The 23490-nt window shown below is 69.5% G+C and carries 23 protein-coding genes and 1 pseudogene; 13 read left to right on the top strand and 11 right to left on the bottom strand.

Features of this window, described 5'->3' with window-relative positions:
• Nucleotides 1-333, bottom strand: a complete 333-nt coding sequence (locus Sfulv_RS07765) for an SCO3933 family regulatory protein (protein WP_173313004.1) — start codon at nucleotides 331-333, stop codon at nucleotides 1-3.
• Nucleotides 334-491: 158 nt separating this feature from the next.
• Here Sfulv_RS07765 and Sfulv_RS07760 point away from each other — a divergent pair, with 158 nt between their 5' ends.
• Nucleotides 492-1283 carry a GntR family transcriptional regulator gene (locus Sfulv_RS07760; protein ID WP_173313003.1) on the top strand — a complete coding sequence of 264 codons (792 nt, stop codon included), beginning with the start codon at nucleotides 492-494 and terminating at the stop codon, nucleotides 1281-1283.
• Nucleotides 1283-1936 carry a YdcF family protein gene (locus tag Sfulv_RS07755; protein WP_173313002.1) on the top strand — a complete coding sequence of 218 codons (654 nt, stop codon included), beginning with the start codon at nucleotides 1283-1285 and terminating at the stop codon, nucleotides 1934-1936. The genes Sfulv_RS07760 and Sfulv_RS07755 overlap by 1 nt, the downstream gene beginning before the upstream one ends.
• A 37-nt stretch (nucleotides 1937-1973) precedes the next feature.
• On the opposite strand, the gene Sfulv_RS07750 is transcribed toward Sfulv_RS07755, so the two are convergent.
• Nucleotides 1974-2648, bottom strand: coding sequence for a nuclease-related domain-containing protein (locus tag Sfulv_RS07750; RefSeq protein ID WP_246353461.1), 675 nt, complete (start codon nucleotides 2646-2648; stop codon nucleotides 1974-1976).
• A 748-nt stretch (nucleotides 2649-3396) separates the two neighbouring features.
• The gene (locus tag Sfulv_RS07745; protein WP_173313000.1) at nucleotides 3397-4389 is read right to left on the bottom strand and encodes a DUF6414 family protein; all 993 of its coding nucleotides are present in this window, start codon (nucleotides 4387-4389) and stop codon (nucleotides 3397-3399) included.
• Nucleotides 4390-5023: 634 nt separating this feature from the next.
• Between Sfulv_RS07745 and Sfulv_RS07740 the strand changes: the two genes are divergently transcribed.
• Both Sfulv_RS07740 and Sfulv_RS07735 read left to right on the top strand, forming a co-directional pair.
• Nucleotides 5024-6088, top strand: a complete 1065-nt coding sequence (locus Sfulv_RS07740) for an HNH endonuclease (RefSeq protein WP_173317667.1) — start codon at nucleotides 5024-5026, stop codon at nucleotides 6086-6088.
• A gap of 838 nt (nucleotides 6089-6926) precedes the next feature.
• Nucleotides 6927-7151 carry a cold-shock protein gene (locus Sfulv_RS07735; protein ID WP_173312999.1) on the top strand — a complete coding sequence of 75 codons (225 nt, stop codon included), beginning with the start codon at nucleotides 6927-6929 and terminating at the stop codon, nucleotides 7149-7151.
• Between the two features lie 26 nt (nucleotides 7152-7177).
• Here the strand turns inward: Sfulv_RS07735 and Sfulv_RS07730 are convergent, their stop codons facing one another.
• Complete coding sequence (locus Sfulv_RS07730) at nucleotides 7178-8596, bottom strand: MFS transporter (RefSeq protein ID WP_256668829.1); 1419 nt, start codon at nucleotides 8594-8596, stop codon at nucleotides 7178-7180.
• 114 nt (nucleotides 8597-8710) lie between these two features.
• Between Sfulv_RS07730 and Sfulv_RS07725 the strand changes: the two genes are divergently transcribed.
• From Sfulv_RS07725 to Sfulv_RS07705, 5 genes are all read left to right on the top strand, one after another.
• On the top strand, nucleotides 8711-9310 hold the full coding sequence (locus Sfulv_RS07725) for an XRE family transcriptional regulator (RefSeq protein ID WP_173312998.1): 600 nt from the start codon (nucleotides 8711-8713) through the stop codon (nucleotides 9308-9310).
• Nucleotides 9311-9404: 94 nt separating this feature from the next.
• On the top strand, nucleotides 9405-9650 hold the full coding sequence (locus Sfulv_RS07720; protein ID WP_173312997.1) for a hypothetical protein: 246 nt from the start codon (nucleotides 9405-9407) through the stop codon (nucleotides 9648-9650).
• Nucleotides 9651-10088: 438 nt separating this feature from the next.
• Complete coding sequence (locus tag Sfulv_RS07715; protein WP_173312996.1) at nucleotides 10089-10304, top strand: hypothetical protein; 216 nt, start codon at nucleotides 10089-10091, stop codon at nucleotides 10302-10304.
• A gap of 207 nt (nucleotides 10305-10511) precedes the next feature.
• The gene (locus Sfulv_RS07710; RefSeq protein ID WP_173312995.1) at nucleotides 10512-10949 is read left to right on the top strand and encodes a DUF7144 family membrane protein; all 438 of its coding nucleotides are present in this window, start codon (nucleotides 10512-10514) and stop codon (nucleotides 10947-10949) included.
• Nucleotides 10950-11166: 217 nt separating this feature from the next.
• Nucleotides 11167-11391 (top strand): DUF2277 domain-containing protein, encoded by a 225-nt coding sequence (locus Sfulv_RS07705; RefSeq protein WP_173312994.1) that lies wholly within the window; start codon nucleotides 11167-11169, stop codon nucleotides 11389-11391.
• A gap of 26 nt (nucleotides 11392-11417) precedes the next feature.
• Here the strand turns inward: Sfulv_RS07705 and Sfulv_RS07700 are convergent, their stop codons facing one another.
• Nucleotides 11418-12074 carry a DedA family protein gene (locus Sfulv_RS07700; RefSeq protein ID WP_173312993.1) on the bottom strand — a complete coding sequence of 219 codons (657 nt, stop codon included), beginning with the start codon at nucleotides 12072-12074 and terminating at the stop codon, nucleotides 11418-11420.
• Nucleotides 12075-12232: 158 nt separating this feature from the next.
• Here Sfulv_RS07700 and Sfulv_RS07695 point away from each other — a divergent pair, with 158 nt between their 5' ends.
• Entirely contained in the window at nucleotides 12233-12889 is a 657-nt protein-coding gene (locus Sfulv_RS07695) for a superoxide dismutase family protein (protein ID WP_173312992.1), read from the top strand.
• A 103-nt stretch (nucleotides 12890-12992) separates the two neighbouring features.
• On the opposite strand, the gene Sfulv_RS07690 is transcribed toward Sfulv_RS07695, so the two are convergent.
• The 3 genes from Sfulv_RS07690 to Sfulv_RS07680 all read right to left on the bottom strand — a co-directional run bounded on the left by Sfulv_RS07690 (nucleotide 12993) and on the right by Sfulv_RS07680 (nucleotide 16012).
• On the bottom strand, nucleotides 12993-13436 hold the full coding sequence (locus Sfulv_RS07690; protein WP_173312991.1) for a DoxX family protein: 444 nt from the start codon (nucleotides 13434-13436) through the stop codon (nucleotides 12993-12995).
• Nucleotides 13437-13555: 119 nt separating this feature from the next.
• Nucleotides 13556-15241: an alkaline phosphatase D family protein gene (locus Sfulv_RS07685; protein WP_173312990.1), complete on the bottom strand. Its 1686-nt coding sequence runs from the start codon at nucleotides 15239-15241 to the stop codon at nucleotides 13556-13558.
• Between the two features lie 126 nt (nucleotides 15242-15367).
• Entirely contained in the window at nucleotides 15368-16012 is a 645-nt protein-coding gene (locus Sfulv_RS07680; RefSeq protein ID WP_173312989.1) for an HNH endonuclease family protein, read from the bottom strand.
• 224 nt (nucleotides 16013-16236) lie between these two features.
• Between Sfulv_RS07680 and Sfulv_RS07675 the strand changes: the two genes are divergently transcribed.
• A complete protein-coding gene (locus Sfulv_RS07675) occupies nucleotides 16237-17001 on the top strand; it encodes an ABC transporter permease (protein WP_173312988.1) in 765 nt (254 codons plus the stop codon).
• A gap of 59 nt (nucleotides 17002-17060) precedes the next feature.
• Here Sfulv_RS07675 and Sfulv_RS07670 read toward each other — a convergent pair whose 3' ends face one another.
• From Sfulv_RS07670 to Sfulv_RS31130, 3 genes are all read right to left on the bottom strand, one after another.
• The gene (locus tag Sfulv_RS07670; protein ID WP_173312987.1) at nucleotides 17061-17720 is read right to left on the bottom strand and encodes an HAD-IA family hydrolase; all 660 of its coding nucleotides are present in this window, start codon (nucleotides 17718-17720) and stop codon (nucleotides 17061-17063) included.
• Between the two features lie 184 nt (nucleotides 17721-17904).
• On the bottom strand, nucleotides 17905-18651 hold the full coding sequence (locus tag Sfulv_RS07665; protein ID WP_305961363.1) for a peptidoglycan-binding domain-containing protein: 747 nt from the start codon (nucleotides 18649-18651) through the stop codon (nucleotides 17905-17907).
• A gap of 2 nt (nucleotides 18652-18653) precedes the next feature.
• Nucleotides 18654-18938 carry a hypothetical protein gene (locus Sfulv_RS31130; protein WP_305961362.1) on the bottom strand — a complete coding sequence of 95 codons (285 nt, stop codon included), beginning with the start codon at nucleotides 18936-18938 and terminating at the stop codon, nucleotides 18654-18656.
• A 138-nt stretch (nucleotides 18939-19076) separates the two neighbouring features.
• On the opposite strand from Sfulv_RS31130, the gene Sfulv_RS07660 reads away from it, so the two are divergent.
• Nucleotides 19077-21119 (top strand): MDR family MFS transporter, encoded by a 2043-nt coding sequence (locus tag Sfulv_RS07660; protein WP_173312986.1) that lies wholly within the window; start codon nucleotides 19077-19079, stop codon nucleotides 21117-21119.
• Nucleotides 21120-21433: 314 nt separating this feature from the next.
• Nucleotides 21434-23442 (top strand): annotated as a pseudogene (locus Sfulv_RS07655) (bifunctional glycosyltransferase 87/phosphatase PAP2 family protein).
• Nucleotides 23443-23490: the final 48 nt, after the last annotated feature.

Here is a 23490-nt window from a genome sequence, read left to right as displayed (position 1 = left end):
TCAGGCCCCCAGCGGGGTCACAGCGACCGCGCGGAAGCTGATCCCGTGGCGGGTCTGGCCGTTGAACGTGTTCTCCCAGTCCCGGGCCTTGAGGCCGATCACCGTGACCGGGGTGCCGGGGGCCAGGTTCTCCGGGACGCCCGTGTTCGGCACGGTCACCTGGTACAGGTTGCCCTCTCCCTCGTCCGCGACCAGCAGACCCACCGTCGCGAGCGGGGCACCGGTCTCCCGGTCGATCGCGATCTCACCGGTCTGCTTGCTCACGAGCTTCGGCGTCGGAGGCGTCGCCACGAACACGACAGCGCTCGAAACATCGATCTTGAAGGACGGCATCTGATACTCCCTGGATTGAGTGGAGCAGCCCAAAGAGGGCCCTCAACGTTCGCTGTCCTGGGACTGCGAACCGCTAAGCAAGACTATGGACCGCAGTCCTGGGACTGTCAACAGTCCTGGGACTGTGTTTGACTTAGCTCCGACGTGAGGAGTTCGGGATGACGCCCAAGTGGCGAGAGCTGGCAGACAAGCTGGCTAATCAGATCAAGGCAGGTGAGTACGGTCCGGGCGCGCGGCTCCCGCATATTCGGGACTTGGTTGACGCTGGTGAGGGCTCTAAGTCCACGGTCCACGCCGCCTACAAGGCTCTTGAAGCCGAAGGTCTGGTCACGTCATCCCGAGGACACGGCACGGTGGTACGCCAGCAGGTACCGCTCAAGCGGTTGGGTATCGCCCGGTACGACAAGGCCAAGTGGCGTGACGGTGACGAGGTGGCGTTCATCGCGGACCGCGTGGCATCCGGACGCACCTATCGGCGCAATGAACAGACGCAGACGGTGAGTCTTGTTGAGGCCCCGCCTTCCGTGGCGGCAGCACACGGTCTCTCAGAGGGAGCGGAGGTCTACGCCCGAGCGCGGTTGGTGAAGGAAGGTGAGCAGCCGACGCACACCTTGACCAGCTACTACCGGCCTGAGCACGTCGAAGGCACTCGTTTGGTCGATCCGACACCTGGCCCGGCCGGCCGGGGCGGTGGGTTCCGTGTGCTCTACGACGCGGGGTACGAGATCGACCACATGAAGGAAGCGATCTTCGCCCGCGCTGCTACCTCAGGCGAGGTGAAGACCTTGCAGCTACCGCCGGGCGAACCCGTTGTCGAGCTGCATCGAACCACCTACACAGCCGATGGCACCGTGGTGGAGTTCGCCATCGGTGTACACGCAGCCTCGCGCTTCGCCTGGGAATACGACTTCAAGGTCCCGGACTCAGCGAGGAAAGCGGAAGCGGAGTGATGATCTCAGAACAGGTGTGGGGCGATACGCGGGTCCTGTGGGACTACCACCAGATGGGGCACGCGCTTCGTCCGTGCTCGGTTGCGATCGGGCTGGGAAGCCACGACCTAGGTGTGGCAGACGCAGCGGTTGCCGCATACCACAAGGGCGTAGTTCCACTGCTCTTGTTCACCGGAGCGAGCAGCCCCACGACTCGGGAGCGCATGCCGCGCGGCGAAGCGGTCCACTACCGAGAAAGAGCCCTGGAGCTGGGTGTTCCCTCATCTGCCGTGCTCGTTGAGCCGAAGGCGCGCAACACCGGCGAGAACATCCGCTTCTCTAAGGCTGTGCTCGAAGAGGCCCGGGTCGAGGTGTCGAGCGTTCTGCTGATCAGCAAGCCCTACGAGGAAAGGCGTGCTTACGCCACGGCACGCAAGCTCTGGCCCGAGGTCGAGATCGTCAGCGCGTCGTCTCCAATGTCGCTGAGCGAGTACGTGGACTCGATCGGGGACGCCCGTCTGGTGATTGACATGCTTGTGGGCGCACTCCAGCGGTTGCTCATCTATCCGACCCAGGGGTTCATGATTCACGAACCAGTACCGGAAAACGTGCTGGAAGCGTATGAGCGCCTGTGTCTAGCAGGGTTCACGAGCCGACTCATCCCTTCTGGCTGACGCGGCCCCATCAGGAGTCATGCTGGGAGGCGTTGCATCAGACTGCGCCAGTCCAGGAACGCTGATCGCGAGCCACGGCATACACAGCGTCGACTTGCTCCGGACTTAAGACACCAGTCAGAGGACCCAGTGTGGCCAGTTGTCGATTCTCGATGGCCCGTACGTCTTGCAATGAGGGTTGCACGGTAAGTTTGGCTGGCTTGACGAAGACAAGCACGGGGTTCACTTCGACTGCGAACCTGCACTCGCGATCGAGTACTCTCCTCACGACGGCAGCCTCACGCCGACTGCTACGAGGGTAGGGCCGACCCTCCCCGTGATTGATCCGGGCGACATGGTCACCGACCCATACGGTCTTGTCCCGGTGGTGCTTCGTGTTGATTGAGAAGACTCCGCCAGGCCCAATGAGCAGATGATCGATATCCCATGTTGGGGACAGCGGTATGGAGTGCAGTGCGCGCCAGCCGTGCCGACGGAGTCGTGTCAGTTCGCGACTGACTATGAGTTCGCCACGTAGTCCTGTCCTCCAGGAGGCATTCTCGGGGCGACGCAACGCCCACGCGAGAGAGCGTTGGATCAGGCTCGGGCAATCTGCCCTGATCTTGTCTCTCAACGCCTGGCCAGGACGACGTGAAGCTAGGTCGTAGTCGGAGGGTGGGGGAGTCCGCAGCGTCGATGCAGCACCACTAGCCGAAGCGGCCGACCGGATCATGTACGGGGTCAAGGCTTCCAAGATCTGCGGTCGCAGCCTCTCGTCAACGATCTCAATGTGTCCCGTGCGCCTGTCGAACCACGCAACAGCTTTGCCATCGGGTGCGTTCACGTAGAGCCGATCCAGACCGTGCCGCTTCCACTCCGACACCCGTAACGCAACCATGCTCGCCCCCATCGATCAGGTACACCAGGCCCCCATGGGAGCAGGAGCGAACCCAACGCCACAAGGTCGCCTAGCTGTCGAGCCTTGCAGGGTTGTTACAGGTTTCTCTACCTCATCAAGGCACCCGGCTGCGCTCCGCTCCGCCGGGCGCGCTTCCCGGCTCTGGCTGCGCCCGCGCTCCTGCCTTCGGCCCGCTCGGCGCTGCCGCCGCCGACGCGCGCCCACAGTGGATAGGCCCGTGGGGCATGAGACGAGAACCAAGCCCGCGGCTTCACGAGATGCCTCCGGCGGGGGCGCTCAGACTCCGGGATGGGAGGGGCGCCGTTCGCGAGTGCCGGCGGATTCGTGGCGAGCGTCGTGGGGCTCCCATCCCGACCACCTTCGACCCAGGCAGAGCCGAGCAGTCGCGGCCCAGGGCGTCAAGGTCGTTCGTACAGTGGCGCGCTCCACCTTGACGCCCTGAACCACGACCGCTCCACGGTGTGTGGGTCGAAGGCGGACGGGATGGGAGCCGGGGTGAGTGGTGGGCTATCTGGGTCGTGTTTCCAGAGGTGTGCGGGAAGCCTCCGGAATCCACGGGCAACTACTCGTGCCGTCTGGTAACCGCCACGGCGTCGCTGCGGGGGATTGACCGATAAACGGCGAATGGGATGAGCGAAAACCCTGGCTGCTGCGGAAGGTCAATGAAGCCAAGGCGGCCGAGATTTCGCATCTGGGCATTCATGGAATCTGCGAACTTCGCGCGGTTCACCGTGCCATCCGCATTATGGAATTCCATATTGGGGAGAGAGGTCTCCTCTGTTCCGTAGCTTCCAATGCTGCCTACCACGGTCCACTCCTGTCGCTCTGTCCCATATCGGGCGAACAGGATGTCGGATTCACTGTCCAGGTACTGACGCCCCTCCTGCAGGCGTGAGTTGATGAGGACGCCCTCTACCGGAGTGAGGTTCACGTGGAGGCCAGGAGCGAAAACTCCCTTGGAGACCTTTACGAACGCTCTCAGGGTTTTCCCGTCAGCGCCTCCGATATCAGGAAAGTCTGGAATTGAGTCCTCAAGCGCAACGGGCCCGTCTGCCGTTTTCTGCTTAGGTGTCCGCCCCTGTTGCCCTTGCCTGGATTTGCCCTGAATCGCAGGCTTGACGGTTTGCATATAACCAAGATCGTTGAGCCCCATCACGACGGAGCCAAAGGCGGAAAACGCTGAGGCTGCATAGCGAGTGTCAAATAGGGAGCCCATGGCGGTGATTCTGATCAATGACCCCGGAGGTAGCGCCCTCCTCAATTCGCCAGAACTCCATTGCTGTGGGTCGGATACCTCTTCGGAGACGTCCCGGAGTAGCGATTCTGACTCCAAAGCGTCTTCGAGCGTCGGAAACAAGGCGTCACCAAGGGATTTATTGGTGTACGTTTCGCTTCCAGTGCCTTGAAAATATTGGCCAGCAACACGCGGCCCGAGAGTCGTCCTTTTCTCCTTGCGTTCGGTCTCTCTCGATTCCTCCGCAATGCCGCCGTCAAGCTGAGCCAGCATTGCCCTGACTTTGTCAGTGTCCACGTACAAGAACTCGCGCAGAATCATGCACGCCCTCCTCTCAGGGTGTGCGTATCGTAGAGTCGGATCTACCTGAAATGATGCACTTTAGAGGAAATTGGCATCAAGTGCCTGGAATCTTGGCACGGAGTGCCCACGTGGCTCGACGTCAGAAGGGTTGTGAGCCAAGGTGAGCGCGAGAACGGCAAAACGGCCTGGGCCGTCCCTGGGCCGTCCGACGATCCCCGAGGCCGACCAACAGCGCCAGGCGGTGACAGTTGAGCCCGGCCGCCAGCGGCGACACTGCAGGTCACAGGTCCCTGACTCCACGGGCTTCCCTCTAGGGATGGACGTCAGGCAAGATGGGGTGTTTCTTGCCGTGGGCTGAATCCATGACGCTGACGCAGCCAGTAGAGGAACCCTATGAGCGCTGTCTACGTACGCATCGGGGAGTACCGCTCCAAGTACCACAGTGATGTTGACTGCCCGTCGCTTAACGGGAAACAGCACACTTACATGGGCCAGGAGTCGATGGCCGAGGACAAGGCCAAGGAGCAATGCCTGGCAGCCTGCCAACACTGTAAGAGGTAGCTGTCGCTTCCAGACGAAGATGCCGTACGCCACTACGATGCGCCTGTCGGACGCCGAGGGTGTTGTCAGTACCCGGCCCTACGATCTTCCTATGCGAAGAGGAGCGATCACGCGAAAGTCCGTGCTCAAGGTCCTGGCGGAGCATGACGAGTTGGGGCGTGAAGCCTTCCTGACGAAGTACGGCTTCGGGGAGGCGCGGTCCTACGTGCTGGTTCACGAGGGCCAGGAGTACGACTCCAAGGCCGTCGCCGGGGTGGCCCACAAGTGGGATCAGGGGCGGGCCCTCACGCCGGACGAGTTCAGCGGGGGCAAGGATCATGCCGCGGCGTGGCTCAAGCGGGTTGGCTTCGAGGTCAAGGCCATCAAGAACCCGGACTGGGCTCGCGACGAGATCATCCTTGCCTGCCACCTTGTGATGCAGAACGGATGGAAGGGGTTGGACGCCGAGGACGGCCGAGTGGTGGAGCTGTCTGCCCTCCTCCAGTTGCTGCCCATCCACGCGGAGGCGGACCGCAACGAGAAGTTCCGCAACTCCAACGGCGTCGCCCGTAAGACGTTCGACATCGCCACTCGCCACCCCGAGTATCGGGGGAAGCCCACCAACGGTGGCGTGCTGGATGTCGCTGTGTTGCATGAGTTCCTTGCCCGGCCGCAGGAGATGACCGAGGCCGCGCGGCTGATCCGTCAGGGGATCACGACTGGCGAATTGCAGTCCTTCGCGCCGACCGAGGACGAGGAGTTCGGCGACGACTACAGCGCGCCGGAGGGGCGGCTGCTCATGCGGCGGCACCGGGCGCGTGAACGGAACAAGAGCCTGCGTAAGAAGAAGATCGCTTCTGTTCTTCAGCGTGGCGGACAGCTCGCTTGTGAGGCGTGCGGCTTCGACTTCGAGAAGATCTACGGGGATCGCGGTGCCGGGTACATCGAGTGCCATCACGTCCTTCCGCTCCATGTAGCGGGGGAGGGCCGCACCAAGCTCAGCGATCTCGCCCTCATCTGCGCCAACTGTCACCGCATGATCCACCGGCGCGCGCCATGGCCGACCCCTGCGGAGTTGCGAGCCTCGATAGAGCAGAAGCACGCTGACGACAGGCGCGCCGCAGCGGCTTTGACGCGACCGCGCAGGGCAGCCGACGAGCAGATGCCGAACCCGTGAGCTGACATCCATGGCCGACATCAACGTCGGTGCACAACGGCAGCCCCGGAGAGCCATGGACGGCAGTCGCGGCCGGGCCCGCCAGGGTCCTTGACCACCTCCGGCCGAACTTACAAAGCAGATGTCGGCGGTTCGAAACCGTCCGCGCCCACCAGTACGAAGGCCCCAGCCGATCATGGCTGGGGGCCTTCGACATCCACTTCTGAGACCAACGGGACGCTCCCGCCCGTCACCCACGCGTTCAGGGGTAGGTGATCGGAGGGGTGGAACCGTAGTAGATCTGGGCGCCGGCGCTGTTGTACATCACGAACTCCGCGTATGCCGTCAGCTGTGCGAAGCGCGAGGCGTCGGCGGTCACCTGTTTCGAGGGAGTCTCGCTACAGGGCCTGAGACTGGTGGATGCCACCGGCCTGCCGGTGGACCACTCGATGAGGGAGACACGGTAGCCGGCACAGTTCGTCGGAGGGTAGTGGACGGTTGCCTGCCCGATGAACGTCGAACTGACCAAGGCCAGACATAGCCGGGAGTCGGTTCCGATGACGCTGCACTTCTGCTCATTGACTGTCGTCCGCGCGGGGGACAGATCTTCCGCAGCCTGAGGGGAGGACGCGGCAGCCGGAGAGGCCCATGCCCCTAGGGCCAGAATTGCGGCACCGAACAGCGCCGAAGGTAAACGCCGCATGACTCTCCTCGATGTCGTGGACCATCTTGCTGGTGACTCATGAGTCTGGCCTCTGCCAGTCACGTCCACAAGACCGCGATGCGACGGTGCGAGGAGAGCCCATGGGAGCGGTTCGAGCGCCCGAAACCGTCGGCCAACAGCCCTAGGATTCCAGCCATGGTGACGGCGACTGTCCGCGAGTGGCGCGATGAGGAAGGGTGGGGAGTGCTCGACTCCCCTGAGACCCCCGGCGGGTGCTGGGGGCACTACTCCACCCTGGAGATGGCGGGGTTCCGCACGCTGACCCCCGGGCAGCAGGTAGACCTCAGGTGGGAAGCGCCTGGCTTCAAGCAGGACGGCTACGACTACCGCGCGCTGAGCATCGTGCCCCGGCCCGCCTGACGCCGCCGTTCCTCAGCCGGCCGCGCTCACTTCGCTGGTGCGGGCGCCGAGTGAGTGAGGCGCTTCTTCGGGCGGGCGGCGTGGGCGAGGAGCAGCAGCAGGGTCCCGCAGGCCGCGACCAGGGCCCAGCCCGGGCGGGAGGCGTGGGCGAGGTGGTCCGGGGCGGTGGTCGCTACCAGGGCGCCGGCGAGGGCGATGCCCAGAGCGGCGCCGAACTGGCGGGCGGAAGAGGTGATCCCGCCAGCCACGGCCGCCCGGGCGGGTGGGAGGGCGCTGATCGCCGTGTTGGTGATCGGGGCGTTCGCGAAGCCGAAGCCGATGCCGATCAGCAGGTAGGAGAGCAGGAGCAGCAGCACGCTCGTGTCCTGTTCGAGTCCGGTCAGGATGAGCCCGCCCGCCGTGAGGAAGCCGCCGGCCAGGGCGAGCGGCAGGCGTGGTCCGGTGCGGCCTACCAGGCGGCCCGACCAGGGAGCGCAGACCGTCGCTCCGAACGCCATGGGCAGGGTGGCCGTTCCGGCGGCCAGCGGTGACCAGTCGCGGGTCTGCTGCAGATAGAGGGTGTTCAGCAGGAGCGCGACGTTCAGGGCCACGAAGACCGCCACCGCGGCCAGGACCGCGCTGGTGAAGGCCGGGTTGCGGAAGAGGCGGGGGTCGATCAGCGGTTCCTGCCGGCGGGACTCGACGTGTACGAAGGCGAACGTCACCGCCGCGGTGGACGCGTACATCGCGAGCGCCACCGGGGACGTCCAGCCGACGCGCGGGCCCTCGATGAGCGTACCGACCGAGACTCCGATGGCCAGGGAGAGCAGCACCTGACCCGGGAGGTCCAGGCGTTGTGCCCGCCGTGCGCGGGACTCCGGTACGAACAGGGCGGTGAGTACGAGGGCGGCCACGACGACCGGTGCGTTGATCCAGAACATGGACCGCCAGCCCAGCGCCTCGATGAGGAAGCCACCGGTGACAGGGCCCGCGGCCATGCTCAGGCCGAAGACCGATGCCCATACGCCGATCGCCCGCGCTCGCTCCCTCGGGTCGGGTATCGCGCTCACCACGATCGCGAGGGCCACCGGACTGAGCATCGAGGCGCCGATCCCCTGGACGGCGCGGGCCGCGACGAGTGTGCCCAGCGAAGGGGCGAGTGCGCAGGCCAGCGAGGCCACGCCGAAGAGGACCAGGCCGATCCGGAACACCCGCCGGCGCCCGAACCGGTCCGCCAGCGCGCCGGAGGAGATCAGCAGGCCGGCCAGGACGAGGGTGTACGCGTCCACGGTCCACTCCAGACCATGGGTCCCGACCCCCAGGCCGCGCCCGATCGCGGGCAGACCCACGTTGACGATGGTGGTGTCCAGGCCCACCAGGAACATGCTCAGGCAGCAGACGGCCAGCACCGTCCGGCGCCTGCGCGCGCTCAGAGGGGGCGGGGCGGTTGGAGTGGGCGTCGTCACGGGTTGCCTCACGGTCGAAGTCGCGGTCGGAAGTCACGTGGCGGGAGGTCACGTGCAGGGCAAGAGTCCGGCCGTACGGCGGCAGCGGCCCAGTATTTTTGCGGAGACCGCAAAATGGAGGACGTGGACACTGAACTGGCACGGATACTGAGTGGCATCGGACCCCGGCTGCGTGCGCTGCGCCGCGACCGCGGGCTCACGCTGGACGCCCTCGCGGCGGTGACCGGGATCTCCGTGAGCACCCTGTCGCGTCTGGAGTCGGGCAGACGCCGCCCGACCCTCGACCTGCTCATCCCGCTGGCACGCGAGCACCGCGTCGCCCTCGACCAACTGGTCGCCGCACCGGCGAGCGGCGACCCGCGGGTGCATCTCGCGCCCGTGCGCAAGGCGCACGGCAGCACGCTCGTACCCCTGACGCAGTACCCGGGGCGCGTGCAGGTGTTCAAGCAGGTGCTTGCGCCCCGCGAACCGAAGCTGGTGACCCATGACGGCTACGAGTGGCTGTACGTCCTCGCGGGCGAGCTGCGCCTCCTCCTCGGTGACGCCGAGTACCTGCTGCGCCCTGGGGAGCTGGCCGAGTTCGACACCGGGCAGCCGCACTGGTTCGGCCCCGCGGGTGCGAGCGCCGTGGAGATCCTGCACCTGTTCGGACCGAGGGGCGACCAGGCTGTCGTCCGCGCCCGGCCCGCCGTGGAGGAGGCGGCGGGGCGGTGAGGAGGCGTGCGCGGGCGGACCGTTCCGGGGCCGCGCACGCCGGAGCGGGGGCCCGGTGGCTCCGCGGCGGCCGGGACTGGCGCACACTGAAGATATGGCCCTACCCAGAACGCATCACTGCTCGGTCTGCTCAGACGGTTCCGCAACTGGCGCAGTCCTCCACGAAGACCTGGTCATCGGAGCGCCGCTCTCCATGGAAGAACTGTCCGACGCGGAACGTCTCGACAGGTTCGCACTCAAGTACGCCCACGACGGTTGCCAGGTCAAGGAGGTGCGGCGGGTTCCGCACGACAATCTGAGCGGCTACGCCTGGTCCGTTCTCTTCACCGAGAGCTCCTGATCCACGAGGGATCACCGGGTGGCCGGGACGGTGTCCGGCCGCCGCTCGGTGATCCTCCCGCTCCAGGTGCGTCACGCCCGCAACCGGCGGCGCACCCGGGGCGTCCGGTGGACTGCGGCATACGAGGGCTGACTGTTGCCGCAGCCCCAGCAGGTCCACCAGCCGCCGGCGTTCTCACTCATCCGGCCGCCGCATTTGCCACACCGCATGTCGGTTCCTCCTTCATGGTGGGACGTGTGCCGCTGGAATTCCGCCGACCGTAGGGAGCGTGCCCCCGGTTGAGCCGTCCGTGGGCCGAAGTGGCCGGATCTCTACCCCTACGGGGTATGGAGGGGCGCGCTCTTGACGGTGACGGCGATACCCGCGCCAGGACGGCCGGTCCCCGCGCGGCCGCCTGCCCGGGATGCGTCGCGGCCGGGCGAGGGACATCGTGAGGACATGTCCGGTCATCCGCCCGTGATCGTGTACCCGCCCTCGGCCACCGGAGGGCGGCGAGTGACCGTGCGGGGGCGGATCGTGGGGCTCGCGCACGGGCGCGGTGACGTGGCGTCGTTCCTGAGGCGGGCCGGGCTCGCCGCGGGTGCCCAGGAGATCGATCTCGACCAGCCCGAGCTGATCGAGTGGCGCGGTGGAGATCGCGACACCTGGAGCTGAACCGGCCGGTGCACCACGCCGCGCCGCGTGGACTCACCCATTCGGGTGCCGCCGGGTGGCCGGGCGGACGAGGGGCGCGCAGGCTCGGACATGCGGCGGGACCCCACCTGAGGGGCGTCACGCACCGCAGGACGGACATCGCCGCAGACCCATCAGCGCAGGACAGATCCGCAAGGCCGTCGGGGCCGGCGCGGCAAAGGAGTCCTCATGTCACAGTCAGCACCCACGCCCGGCAACGCGCGGCGAGCCGATGTCGGCGACAGCGGCAGCGCATGGGCTGCCGGGGGAACGATGTTCGCCGGGGTCCTGCTCCTCGTGGACGGTTTCCTCTCCGTGGTCAAGGGCATCGCGGGCATCGCCGCCGACGACGTGTACGCCCGTGTGAACAACTACGTCTTCGAGTTCAACACGACCACCTGGGGCTGGATCCACCTGATTCTGGGTGTGATCCTGCTGGTCGTGGGGTGGGGCATCCTGAAGGGAGCCGACTGGGCCCGCGGAGTGGGCGTCGGGCTGGCCTCGCTCAGCATCATCGCCAACTTCATCTGGCTGCCGTACCAGCCCGTCTGGGCCGTCGTCTCGATCGCCGTCGACGTCTTCGTGATCTGGGCCCTGTGCACCTACCGCTCCAAGTCGGCCCTCTGACAACACAGCGGAACACGCGGCGGGCTCCTCACGGCCGAGGCGGTGTGCGATACGGCCGCCTCGGCCGGGGATACCCGCTCCCGGGGAACCACCGCCGGTCAAGGCGTTCTCGTCGGTGACCATGGACGACGCCCCGACCACCACCTGGTCGAGAACCCGGCGGCCCGGCGGGGCCGACCGCCCTGCCGTTGTCAGTGGTCCGGTACACACTGGACCCATGTGCCGAAGCATCAAGACGCTCCGTCCGCCCGCCCTCCCCGATGTGGCGACCGAGGAGGACATGCGCGCCGCCGCCCTCCAGTACGTACGCAAGGTCTCCGGCTTCCGTGCGCCCGCCGCGCACAACCGTGAAGCCTTCGAGCGAGCCGTCGAGGAGATCACCGGGGCCACTCACCGGCTGCTGGACAGCCTGGAGATACGAGGGGCCGCCAAGACGGGCTGAGGAGGGGGCGGGGCCGGGCCCTGCCGTCAGACGGCGGTGACCGCCGGGGCCGGGGAGTCCGCGGCTGCCGAGGGGCGGCGGACGACGAGTGCCGCCAGGGCGCCCACCAGGAAGAGGCTGAGGACGGAGACCGCTGTGCCCAGCCAGGTCGCGCCCATCCACTGACCGCCGAAGTAGCCGAGCCCCACGCTGTAGCCGGCCCAGGCGACGCCGGCCAGGGCCGACCACGGCAGGAACTCCAGCACCGTCCGGTGTGCGGCGCCCGCGCCGAGCGAGACCACGGAACGGCCGGCCGGTGCGAACCGGGCGATGACGACGAGCGCGCCCCCGCCGCGGCTGAGCGCCGTGCCGAGACGTGCCTGCGCGGTGGTGAGGCGGCGCGAGCGGGCGATGGCCCGGTCCAGCCGGTCGCCGCCGCGCCACGCGAGGCGGTAGGCGACGAGATCACCGAGTACCGATGCGGTGGCCGCGCAGAGGATCAGGACGAGAAGGGAGGGCACCTGCCGCGTCGCTTCGTCCGCCGCGCCGGCGACCGTGGTCGAGCCCGCGGCAGCGGCCGCGGCCGCCATGATCACCAGGACCCCGCTGGGGAGCACGGGCAGGAAGACGTCCAGGAGCACCGAGAGGGCGACCACCGCGTAGATCCATGGGCTGCCGGTCAGCGCGCCGACACTCTCAAGCACTGCTACTCCCTGATTCGTGTCGACGCCAGCTGTACAGCGTACGCCCGCGATTCACCTGGACATCACCTCGGGTCGGTGATGTCGTGCAGCTCATGTGCACTTCGGGGAGGGTGCGTAACGGCATCGGCAGGGGGGTCGACGAGAGCAGGGAGCAGGACATGGTGGCAGCAGGGACATCCGTACGGGCCGGGCGGGCGGCGGCGGCGGTGGCGGGAGCCGCGGTTCTCGTGATGATGGCCGGTGGTGTCGGCGGCGCAGTGGGCGGTGACACCGGCGGTGACACCGGTGCCGGGAGCAATGTCGGCTCCGGCGGCGGGTTCTGGTCGCGGTCGCAGGCGTCCTTCGCGCCGCCCAACGCGTTCATCGCCTCAAGCGCGATCACGTACGACACGAAGCGTGTCCCGGCGGCGGCCCGGATCGAGATCGCCCAGCAGTCGACCGGATCGGGAACGGTCGTGGGCGCCCGGCTGCGCGGGCTGCTCCCGAGCCACGCCTACGGCATGCATGTGCACACCTCCCCCTGCGGCGCCGACCCGGAGGCGGCCGGACCGCACTACCAGCACCGGGCCGACGCCCAGGCCGACCCGGCCAACGAGGTGTGGCTCGACTTCACGACGGACGCGAAGGGCAACGGTTCCGCGCAGGCCAGGCAGACCTGGAACTTCAGGGCGGGAGGCGCGCGGTCGGTGGTCATCCACGACGAGCAGGGCGGCGCGGGCGACCGGCTGGCGTGCTTCACCGTGCGGTTCGGGTCGTACACGCCACCCACTGCGCACGGGCCTGGCAGCGGGTACGGGCTCTACGGGAGGGTGTGAGCCCGGTTCGCGGGCCGGGCCGGTACCGCCCGTCCCCTACGCCGAGGCGCGTCCGGCTCCCCGGAGCGGCGGGGAGCCGGACGCGCCTCGGCAGGAGAGACGGTCAGGCCGTGACGGCCGCCGCCTTCTCGCGCGGGTGCCCGGCGTCCTGTGCGGAGCCACCGCGCGGGTGGAGCGCGTCGGCGGCGAGGGCGCCGGGACCGGTGAAGACGAGCAGGAAAAAGGCCCAGCAGAACATCGCGGAGAGTTCGCCGCCGTTCTGGAGGGGGAACAGGGCCTCACCCTGGTGCGTCGTGAAGTACGCGTACGCCATGGAACCGGATGCGACGAAGGCCGCGATCCGGGTACCGAGGCCGAGCACCACCAGGATGCCGCCGACGAGCTGGATCACCGCGGCGTACCAGCCGGGCCAGGTCGCGGTGGAGACGCTGTCGCCGCCGAGCACTCCGAAGAGTGACGCGGCGCCGCGGCAGGCGAAGAGGAAGCCGACGACGACGCGGAACGCCGCCAGCGCGTACGGGCGGCCCTGATCGAGGCGTAGGGACATGGGGAAGGGCTCCTTCGGTCTGTGGGGGACGTGCGCCGATTGCCGATCGAGCGCCTAAGACCTAACAAACCCCGGAGTTGCTTGCAAGTTCAACATTCTGTGGTCTGGCTGGAATTCACTCATTCACCGACGGTCAGATCCCGGTCGAGCACGGTCTCGAACTGCGCCTCCCGCGACTTCCCCGTGGCCTGCACCAAGGTCAGCGCAGCTTTCCGGCCATGCAGCGTCAGCGTCATCAGCTGATTGCCGAACCACGGTCCACCGCTCTTCTCCCAGCGCACCGGCGGCGGCCCCGACCGCCCGTGGCGCGCCAGCAGCCCGCCGAGCCACCGGCCCGCCCGGCTCCAGCCGAAACGGAAGCCGATCCGCAGGGTGCGCGGGATCGAGTTGTGCAGAGGTGAGCAGGTCAGCTGCACGATGTGGGCCGTGGGAACCCCGCCGGGGGTGGACGCCGGCCACTCGGGCTCCGCGATGTACGCGTGATGCACATCGCCCGACAGCACACATACCGTCGCCGGTGCGTCCGTTCCGCTCCCCACCTCCCTCAACAGCTCCGTCAACCGCCGGAACGAATCGGGAAAAGCCGCCCAGTGTTCCAGGTCGGCGCCGCGCCGGAGCTTCTCGCCGAAGCGCGCCCAGCGCCCGTCGGGGCCGCCGCGCTCGCCCTGGCACAGCGCGGCGTTCCAGTTCTCCGCCTCGTGGACGAGGGGCGGCAGGAGCCACGGCAGCGACGTACCGATCAGGAGGTGGTCGTACGTCTCCGGGTCGGCGAGGGCCTGCCGGCGCATCCAGGCGGCCTCCTCGTCGCTCAGCATCGAGCGCTCCTGTTCGTCGAGGACCCGGGCGGCCCGGGAGTCCACCATCAGCACCCGGACTCGGCCGAAATCGCGCCGGTAGCTCCAGCGGGCGCGGCTCGGCTCGACGGCGGTATCGGCCGCGAACCGGCGCAGGAGCTCGGTGCCGTCCGGCTGGGCGCGGACCGCCGCGTAGAGCGGGTCGGCTGCCAGGGCGGCGGGGGAGAGGTTGCCCAGGTGCTGGTAGACCCAGTAGGACATCAGCCCGCTGACGATCCGCTCGTGCCACCAGGGGGTGGAGCGGATCTCGGCCAGCCAGGCGCCGCTGGTGTTCCAGTCGTCGATCACGTCGTGATCGTCGAAGATCATGGAGCTGGGGACCGTGGAGAGCAGCCAGCGCACCTCCGGGTCCCGCCAGGACTCGTCGTAGAGGTAGGTGTACTCCTCGTAGTCCGCGACCTCGGCCCCCGGCGGCTCACTGATGTCCCGGCGGGCGGCGAGCCTGCGCCGGGTCGCCGGCGAGGTCTCGTCCGCGTACACCTGGTCGCCGAGCAGGAGCAGCGCGTCGGGCCGCGGGGCGCCGGGGTCGGCGGCCAGGCGGGCGGCGAGCGTGTCCAGGGCGTCCGGGCCCGCGGGGTCGTCGTCGCTGGCGGGCGGGGCCGCCCAGCGGCAGGAGCCGAAGGCGATCCGGACCGGCACCGGAGCGTCCCGGGAGGCGAGCGGCGGTGTGGTGATCGTGCTGTCGGGGAAGCGCGAGTCCTCCGGCGGCCACACGTGCCTGCCGCCGAGCAGGACCTCGTACGCCGTCGTGGTGCCCGGCGTCAGGCCCGTCACGACCACCAGCGCGTAGTGGTGCCCGGCGACCGAGAAGGTCGGTGACGAGCCGGAGGCCCCGTCCGCGCACCGGACGTCCACCGTGCACGGACGGTCGGCCTCGATCCAGACGGTCGCCGACGAAGCCGACTCCCAGTCGATGTACCGCAGCAGTGGTCCCAGTCGCAAGCCGGCCATGCCGCCCCCTCGTCTCGCCGTGACAGATGGCCTCCTTCGTACCGTACGGAACGAAGGAGGCGAACGGGCGGGTCCCGCCCGGCGGATTTTCGTGCCGGGCGGAACGGCCGGTGGGCGGGGGAGTGCTCAGCAGGCGTTGAGGACGGACTGGAGCGCGCTCTTCTCCGTGGTGTCGACGCTCAGGCCGTAGTGGTGCTTCACGTGCACCCAGGCGCGTGCGTACGTGCAGCGGTAGGCGGTGCGCGGGGGCAGCCACTCCCCGGGGTCCTGGTCGCTCTTGGACTGGTTGACGTCGTCCGTGACCGCGATCAGCTGCGGGCGTGTCAGGTCGTTGGCGAACGACTGGCGCTGGGACGTGGACCAGCTGCTCGCGCCGGAGCGCCATGCCTCGGCGAGCGGGACCATGTGGTCGATGTCGATGTCGGAGGCCGCCGTCCAGGTGGCTCCGTCGTACTGCGAGTACCAGCTGCCGCTGACGGCCGCGCAGCCGGAGTCCTGCTGGACGTTGCTGCCGTCCCGCTTGAGGACCACTTCGCGCGTGTTGCAGGCGCCCGACTGGGTGGTCCAGTGCGGGAACGCCTCGCGGCTGTAGCCGCTCGACGACCCCTCGGTCCGCACGGTGAGCTGGGTGAGGTAGGTGCGTGCGGTGGACGCGGTGACCGGGGTGGGCATGGCGGCCTGGGCGGCCGGGGCGCCGAGAAGACCGGCGGTGGCGGCGAAGGCGGCGGATGCGGCGACGACCGCGAAGCGACGCGCGTAGATACCTGGCATGCGAACTCCCTTGACGTGGGGGGGCTTCTGGCGGGGCGACTGCGGGGCCCGGCCAGCGTGGCGGCGCCGGGTTGCCGTGGGGTGGGCGCCAGGTAACAGGGTGACGACATGCGCACGTCACATCAAGAGGTCGTACGGGAGCGCCTGATGCACGATCTGCGACCGGGCGCGAAAGGGGTGTTGAGGGCACGGCGGGGGGGCGGGTGCGGTTCTAAGGTGGCCGCGTGCTGCTTCCGGTGAACGTGACGCTCGGGGTCGTCCTCGCCGTGCTCCTGGCGCTCGCGGCCGCTGTGGCCGCGTGGGCCTCGCTCGGCCGCTCCCGGGAGATCGTCGTGGCCGGGGTACGGGCGGCGGTCCAGCTGGCCGCCGTCTCCGCGCTCATCGGCTGGGTGGTCCACGCGCTCGCGCCCCTGCTCGGCTTCGTGGCGCTGATGTTCGCCGTCGCCGTGTGGACCGCGGGGCGCCGGATCACCGGCAACCGCACCTGGCGGTGGGCCGCCCTGCCGATCGGTGCCGCCGTCGCCCCCGTCGTCGCCGCGCTGCTGCTGACCGGCCTCGTCCCGCTCCGGGGCATCGCCCTGATCCCGGTCACGGGCATTCTCGTCGGCGGTGCCCTCACCGCGACCGTGCTCGGCGGGCGGCGTGCGCTGGACGAGCTCGCGGTGCGGCACGGCGAGGTCGAGGCGGGGCTGGCGCTGGGGCTGCTGGACCGGGATGCACGGCTTGAGCTCGCCCGCCCGGTGGCCGCCGACGCGCTGCTTCCGGGGCTGGATCAGACCAGGACGGTGGGGCTGGTCACGCTGCCCGGGGCGTTCGTGGGCATGCTGCTGGGCGGCGCCTCACCGGTGGAGGCGGGCGCCGTGCAGCTGTTCGTCCTGGTGGCTCTGATGGCGGTGCAGGCGGTGGCCGTCGCGCTGGTGCTGGAACTGGTCGCGCGCGGACTGATCCACCGTGATCCGCCGCCGGACGCCGTCCCGCCTGCCGTCTGAGGCCGTCCGGTGCCGTCCGGTGCCGTTAGGTACGGCTCGGCGCGGGACGGCCGGGGCGGTCAGGCTCCGATGTGCAGGAGGACCGAGCCGTCGGCGGCCGTCTCCACCCGGAGCTGCGTCAGGTCCTCGACATGGGCGTCGGGAGAGAGCGCCGCGGCGCGCGGGCCGACGCCCACGACGCGCATGCCCGCCGCGCGGCCCGCCGTGATACCGGCCTCCGAGTCCTCGAAGACGACGCAGTCCGCCGCGTCGAAGCCCAGCTCGGCCGCTCCCTTGAGGAAGCCCTCCGGGTCCGGCTTGCTGGCGCCGACCTGCTCGGCGGTGACGCGGACAGCCGGCATCGGCAGCGCCGCGGCCGTCATCCGGGCCTGGGCGAGCGCCTCGTCGGCCGAGGTCACCAGGGCGTGCGGGAGGCCGGCGATCGAGGCCATGAAGGCGGGGGCGCCGCCGACCGGCACGACGCCGTCGACGTCCGCGGTCTCCTCGGCGAGCAGCTCGCGGTTCTCCGCGTGGTTCTGCTCCATGGGGCGCTCCGGGAGCAGGACCGCCATCGTGGCGTACCCCTGGCGCCCGTGGACCACCTTGAGGACGGCCGCCGGGTCCAGCCCCTGCCGCAGCGCCCAGCGGGTCCAGCAGCGCTCGACCACCGCGTCGGAGTTCACGAGGGTGCCATCCATGTCCAGGAGGAGGGCGCGGGCTGTGAGGACGGTGGCCGACATCGGCAGGCTCCAGAGCGCGGGGGAGGTGCGAACCACGCGGTGCGGGACGCGGGTGGGGAACTGTGCGGGCAGGGCGGAACGCGAACAAGCAGCCCCCGCCCGCCGGTCAGGGTGAACAGGCGGAGGCTACTTTGTTCCTCCACGATACAAAAAGCGGCCGCAGAACGCGAATCCGGCACCCGTCTCAGTTCCGGCCCCGGCCTGACGTCTCCGCCTCCAGCGCCCGCCGGGTGTTCGGCCCGTAGACGCCCCGGGGGTCGTCCTGGACGGCCCGGTACGACTGGAAGACCGCCACGGAGTCCCTGACCTGGTCGGAGTACACGCCGTCGTGGGGCCCGTGGTAGAGCCAGACCTCCCGCAGGCGCCGCTGGAGCTCGACGACCCCGCTCCCGCTGTCACCCGGTCGCAGCGTCGCGCCGTCCGGGGCGGGCGGCGGCGCCGTGGACGCTTCGGGCGCCGGCGCGCTCGCCGAAGAGGGGGCGGGGGCCGTGGTGACGGACGTGGTGGCCGACGCGGAACGGGAAGCCTTCGCGCTCTTCGAAGGTGACGCCGAGACGGACGGTGACGCGGACGGCGAGGCGGACGTGGAGGGCGTGGCGGAGGCGGAGGGCGACGCGGAGGCGGAGGCCGGCGGGGACTCCGACACGGCGTTCGCCGGCTCGCTGCTGGACTCCTGCGCGCTCACCGGGGCGGAGGGCAGCGCCTCCATGTCCGTGTCCGCCGCGGTGAACAGCCCTCCGGCGAAGGCGGCCGTAGCGACGACCGCGGCCACGGCCGCCCCCACCGCGATGGCCGCGAACGGCCGGCGACGGCGCGGCTGTACGGGGTCGTCGTCCACCCCGTACCCGGCGACGGTCCGCCGTCTGGCCGCATCGGGTGTCCCGGGCTCCGGCAGCGGGCGGGCCGCTGGAACGCCCAGGGGGAGCGGCATGGTCACATCGGCGGCCCCGGGGGTGTTCCGGCCGGCTCCGGGTCCGCGCCGGGGCCGGCCTCGCCCAGCGTCACGTACGGACGGATGCGGAGCGGGTCGAAGTCCTCCGCCGCGGCGACCTCCGCCGCCGTCTCCGCCGAGCGGGCGGCACGCTGCTGGTCGGCGGTCGGCTGCGCCGTGCGGTCTCCGCAGGCGCAGCCGGGTCTCGGACTGTCCGGTCCCGCACCGCCCCCCGGCTGCTCCGGGCCGCGCTCCGTACCGCACGCCGGGCACACATCTCCGGTCATGGTGGGTCCCCTCCCCTTCGAACTGCCTGCGATTATGCAGGCAGCGACGGGGAAGCCCAACGCCGTCAGGCCGCTCGGCAGGCCATAACGGGGCGCAAAGGCCAGGATGGGGAAGAAGCGGACCCCAAGGAGACGTTCATGGCCCAGCAGCTGAGCCCACCGCCCCTGGCCCCCGGCGAGGGGCGGTCCACACGTACCGTCCTCGTCGCCATCGGGGCACTGCTCCTCGGCATGCTGCTCGCCGCTCTCGACCAGACCATCGTCGCCACCGCCCTGCCGACGATCGTCAGCGAGCTCGGAGGCATGGACCACCTGTCGTGGGTGGTCACCGCCTACATGCTGGCGGCCACCGCGGCCACCCCGCTCTGGGGCAAGCTCGGAGACCAGTACGGCCGCAAGACGCTGTTCCAGGTGGCCATCGTCATCTTCCTCATCGGCTCGGCCCTCTGCGGCATCGCCCAGAACATGCCGCAGCTGATCGGCTTCCGCGCCCTCCAGGGGCTCGGCGGCGGCGGACTCATGGTCCTGTCCATGGCGATCGTCGGGGACATCGTCCCGCCGCGCGAACGCGGCAAGTACCAGGGCCTCTTCGGGGCGGTCTTCGGAGTGACCAGCGTCCTCGGACCGCTGCTCGGCGGCTTCTTCACCGAACACCTCAGCTGGCGATGGGTCTTCTACATCAACCTGCCGATCGGGGTCGTGGCCCTCCTGGTCATCGCCGCCGTCCTGCACATCCCCGTGCGCAGGACCAAGCACACCATCGACTACCTCGGCACCTTCCTCATCGCCTCCGTCGCCACCTGCCTCGTGCTCGTCGCCTCACTCGGCGGTACGACCTGGGCCTGGGGCTCGGTGAAGATCATCGGCCTCGCCGTCCTCGCCGTGGTCCTGCTGACCGCGTTCGTCGCGGCCGAACGGCGCGCCGCGGAACCCGTACTGCCGCTGAAGCTCTTCCACATCCGTACCTTCACCCTCGTCGCCGTCATCAGCTTCATCGTCGGCTTCGCCATGTTCGGCGCGATGACGTACCTGCCGACGTTCCTCCAGGTGGTGCACGGCATCTCGCCGACCATGTCCGGTGTGCACATGCTGCCGATGGTGTTCGGCATGCTCATCACCTCGACCGGTTCGGGGCAGGTGGTCAGCCGCACCGGCCGCTGGAAGGTGTTCCCGGTGGCGGGCACCGCCCTGACCGCGGTCGGTCTCCTGCTCCTCCACCAGCTCGACGAGACCAGCTCCACCTGGGAGATGAGCGTCTTCTTCTTCGTGTTCGGCGCGGGTCTCGGACTGGTGATGCAGGTCCTCGTGCTGGTCGTGCAGAACGCCGTCGGTTACGAGGACCTGGGTGTCGCCACCTCGGGCGCCACCTTCTTCCGCTCGATCGGCGCCTCGTTCGGTGTGGCCATCTTCGGCACCGTCTTCACCAACCGGCTCACCGGCAAACTCGACGCGGCCCTGTCCGGCCGCTCACTGCCTGCCGGCGTCGACGCCGAACGGCTGGCCGCCGATCCGCGTGCCATCGGCGCGCTCCCCGCGGACCTGCGCCCGTCGATCCTCAGCGCGTACTCCACGTCGATCACCGACGTCTTCCTGTACGCGGTCCCCGTCGTCCTGATCGCCTTCGTCTTCGCCTGGTTCCTCAGGGAGGACAAGCTGCGCGGCTCGGTGACGGCACCCGACACCAGCCAGACCCTCGCCTCCAACCCGGTCGAGCGCTCCTCGTACGACGAGTGCGCCCGCGCCCTCTCGGTGCTCGCCACCCGCGAGGGCCGTCGCGACATCTACGTCAGGATCACCGCGCGGGCGGGGTACGACCTGCTGCCCGCCGCCAGCTGGCTCCTGCTGCGCATCAAGCGGCACGGCGCCGTCGAACCCGCCAGGCTGGCCGACACCGCCCCCGTACCGCTGCGGGTGATCAACGAGGCGGCCCGCCAGGTCGAGGAACGCGGCCTGGCCCGCCGTGAGGGACTCCAGATGATCCTGACCGACAAGGGCGCCGAGGCCGTGGTCCGCCTCTCGCAGGCCCGTGAGGACTCGCTCGCGGAACTGCTCGGCGACTGGTGGGGGCCGGAACGGCCGACCGACCTGGTCCATCTGGTCGCGGAGCTGACCGCGGAGGTGAGCGGGTCGACCAAGGACCGTCCGCACATGCCGGAACCGCGACGCGACCACCGGGCCTGACCCGCGCACGAGGCGGACCGGCGGCTCAGGGGGACGAGGGGCGCCGCGGCACCGAAAAGGCGGCGGATGGAACGCACCGGGCCGATCCGGCGTCCTGTTCACCGGCCGGGCGACCGGGCCCGCGCAGGGGCCGAAGATGGCCGGGAGGTTGATTGTGTCCAGCTCATGAGGCAATGAGAGGCTTCATCCGCACACCCCGCGTCGAGGGGACCGTGCACGAAACGGTGGGAGGGTCGGCGCGGGTGGCGAATGCGGAGCGGGGCGTGGCCGGGAACACGACGGATTCGGAGACGGCGGCAGGGGCGACCCGCGTGGTGCTCTGGCTGATCGTGGCGGCACTCGCCGTACGGCAGATGGCGGCGCTGCTGCGGCAGCCGCCCGGGGAACGTCTCACCGACCTGGAGACCTGGACCGGTTCCGAAGGCGTCCTCCATGTGACGGGCTCGCTGTACGACACGGGGCGCTTCACCGGATCACCCTTCGCGGGGCTCGTCCTCAAACCGCTGACGGCCTCGGCCGAACAGGCGCTCGGCGTCGTGTGGACCTTCGGGTCCCTGCTGCTCGTCGCCGCACTCGGCATCGTCGCGGCACGTGCCCTGCCGGTTCCGGTGAGCCGCCGCACGATGCTCCTCGCGGCCCCCGTCGCCATCACCCTGCTCATGGTGTCGCTGCCCGTCCGCAACGCGCTGCACCTCGGCCAGACAAGCATCCTGCCCGTCCTGCTGCTCCTCCTCGGCTGGTTCGTGGCCCGGGGCGAACGCACCTCCGGCGTGCTGATCGGCCTCGCCGCCGCTCTCCAGCCCGCCGTCCTGCTCTTCGCCGTCCTCCTCCGGCTCACCGGCCGCCGCAGGGCCGCGGCGACCGCCACAGCCGCCTTCGCCGGCTGCACCGCGCTGGCCTGGGCCGCGATGCCGCACGACTCCTGGGCGTACTGGCTGCACCACGTCGCGGGCGCCGGGCTCGGCGACCGGCCGGACAGCCTGGCCAACCAGTCCCTGCACGGCGCGCTCCTGCGGCTCGGACTCGAAGGCCCCTTTGAGATCGTGGTCTTCCTGGCCGTGGCCGCCGCCGTCTGCTTCCTGGGACTGCGGCGTGCCGTGCGGTACGCGCGGGACGGCCAGCTGCTCCTCGCGGTCGCGGTCACCGGCTGTGTCGTCGTCGCCGTCTCGCCGACCGCCTGGCAGCACCAGCTGCTCTGGGTGCTCCTCGCCGTGGTCGGCCGTGTCGGCAAGCGGGCGTCCGACCGGCTGGTCTGGCCGGCCGTCGTCCTGCTGGTGCTGACGCTGCCGGGCAAGATGCTGCTGCCGAACATCGGCGCCGTGATCCCCTGCGGGACAACATCCTGCTGGTCGCGGCCCTCGGCGCCGCGTGCGTCGCGCCGTTCCTGCCGCGCTCATCGCCGTACTGGCAGGACCCCGTCCCCACCGACTACGCCAGGCCGGTCGCGGGACGCTGGCGACGGGTGCCGCTGCTGCCCTTCTGGCGCCGGGTGCTCACCCGCCCCAACCTGCTGCTGGAACTCCTGCTCATCCGGGTCGTCTACTCCGCCTACGCGAAGGTCCGGCTGCTGGCGACGGCCGGACGGCCCACCGCCGAGGAGCACGGCCGCCAGATCCACTCCATCGAGCAGTGGCTGCACATCGACATCGAGCACTGGGCCAACCACGCGGTCGTGGAGATCAACTGGCTGCGCGAGTTCTTCGACTACTACTACTCGACGTTCCACTTCATCGTGCCGCTGGCGATCCTCGGCGTGCTGTACGTACGGCGGCCCGCCGACTACCAGTGGGCCCGCAGCTCCATCGGCTTCGCCACCGTCCTCGCGCTCGTCGGCTTCTGGCTCTACCCGCTGGCCCCGCCGCGGCTGATGCCCGGTCTCGGGTTCATCGACACCGTCCACGGCGTGCAGGACTTCGCGAAGCCGGACTACGGGACGCTGACGTCGATGACCAACCAGTACGCGGCGATGCCCTCGCTGCACTTCGGCTGGTCGCTGTGGTGCGGGGTGGTCATCGTGATGCTCGCGCCGAAGATGTGGATGAAGGCGCTCGGCCTGCTGCATCCGCTGTTCACGGTCTGCGCGATCGTCGCCACCGGCAACCACTGGGTGCTCGACGCGGCCGGCGGAGCGGTGGTGGTCGGCCTGGGCTTCGGCCTGACGTACGTCCTGTCGGGGCCCCGGGCCCTGGAACCGAAGCCGACACCCACGCCGGAACCGGCGCCGCGGCTCACGCCCAAGCTGCCGGAGCAGTCGTCCCCCTCCGAACCCGTCGGACAGGACGGACCGGGCGTGACCCGGTACCAGCCGTCGGACTGCCGGTAGTCCCAGGTGCCGCACGGGCTGCCGTAGCGGTCCTCCCTGTGGTCGGCG

Origin of the sequence: Streptomyces fulvorobeus, from assembly GCF_013167895.1 — a bacterium.
Lineage (GTDB): Bacteria > Actinomycetota > Actinomycetes > Streptomycetales > Streptomycetaceae > Streptomyces > Streptomyces fulvorobeus.
Note: the sequence above shows the minus strand (reverse complement) of the source record. Positions and strands in the feature narration are given on the sequence as shown.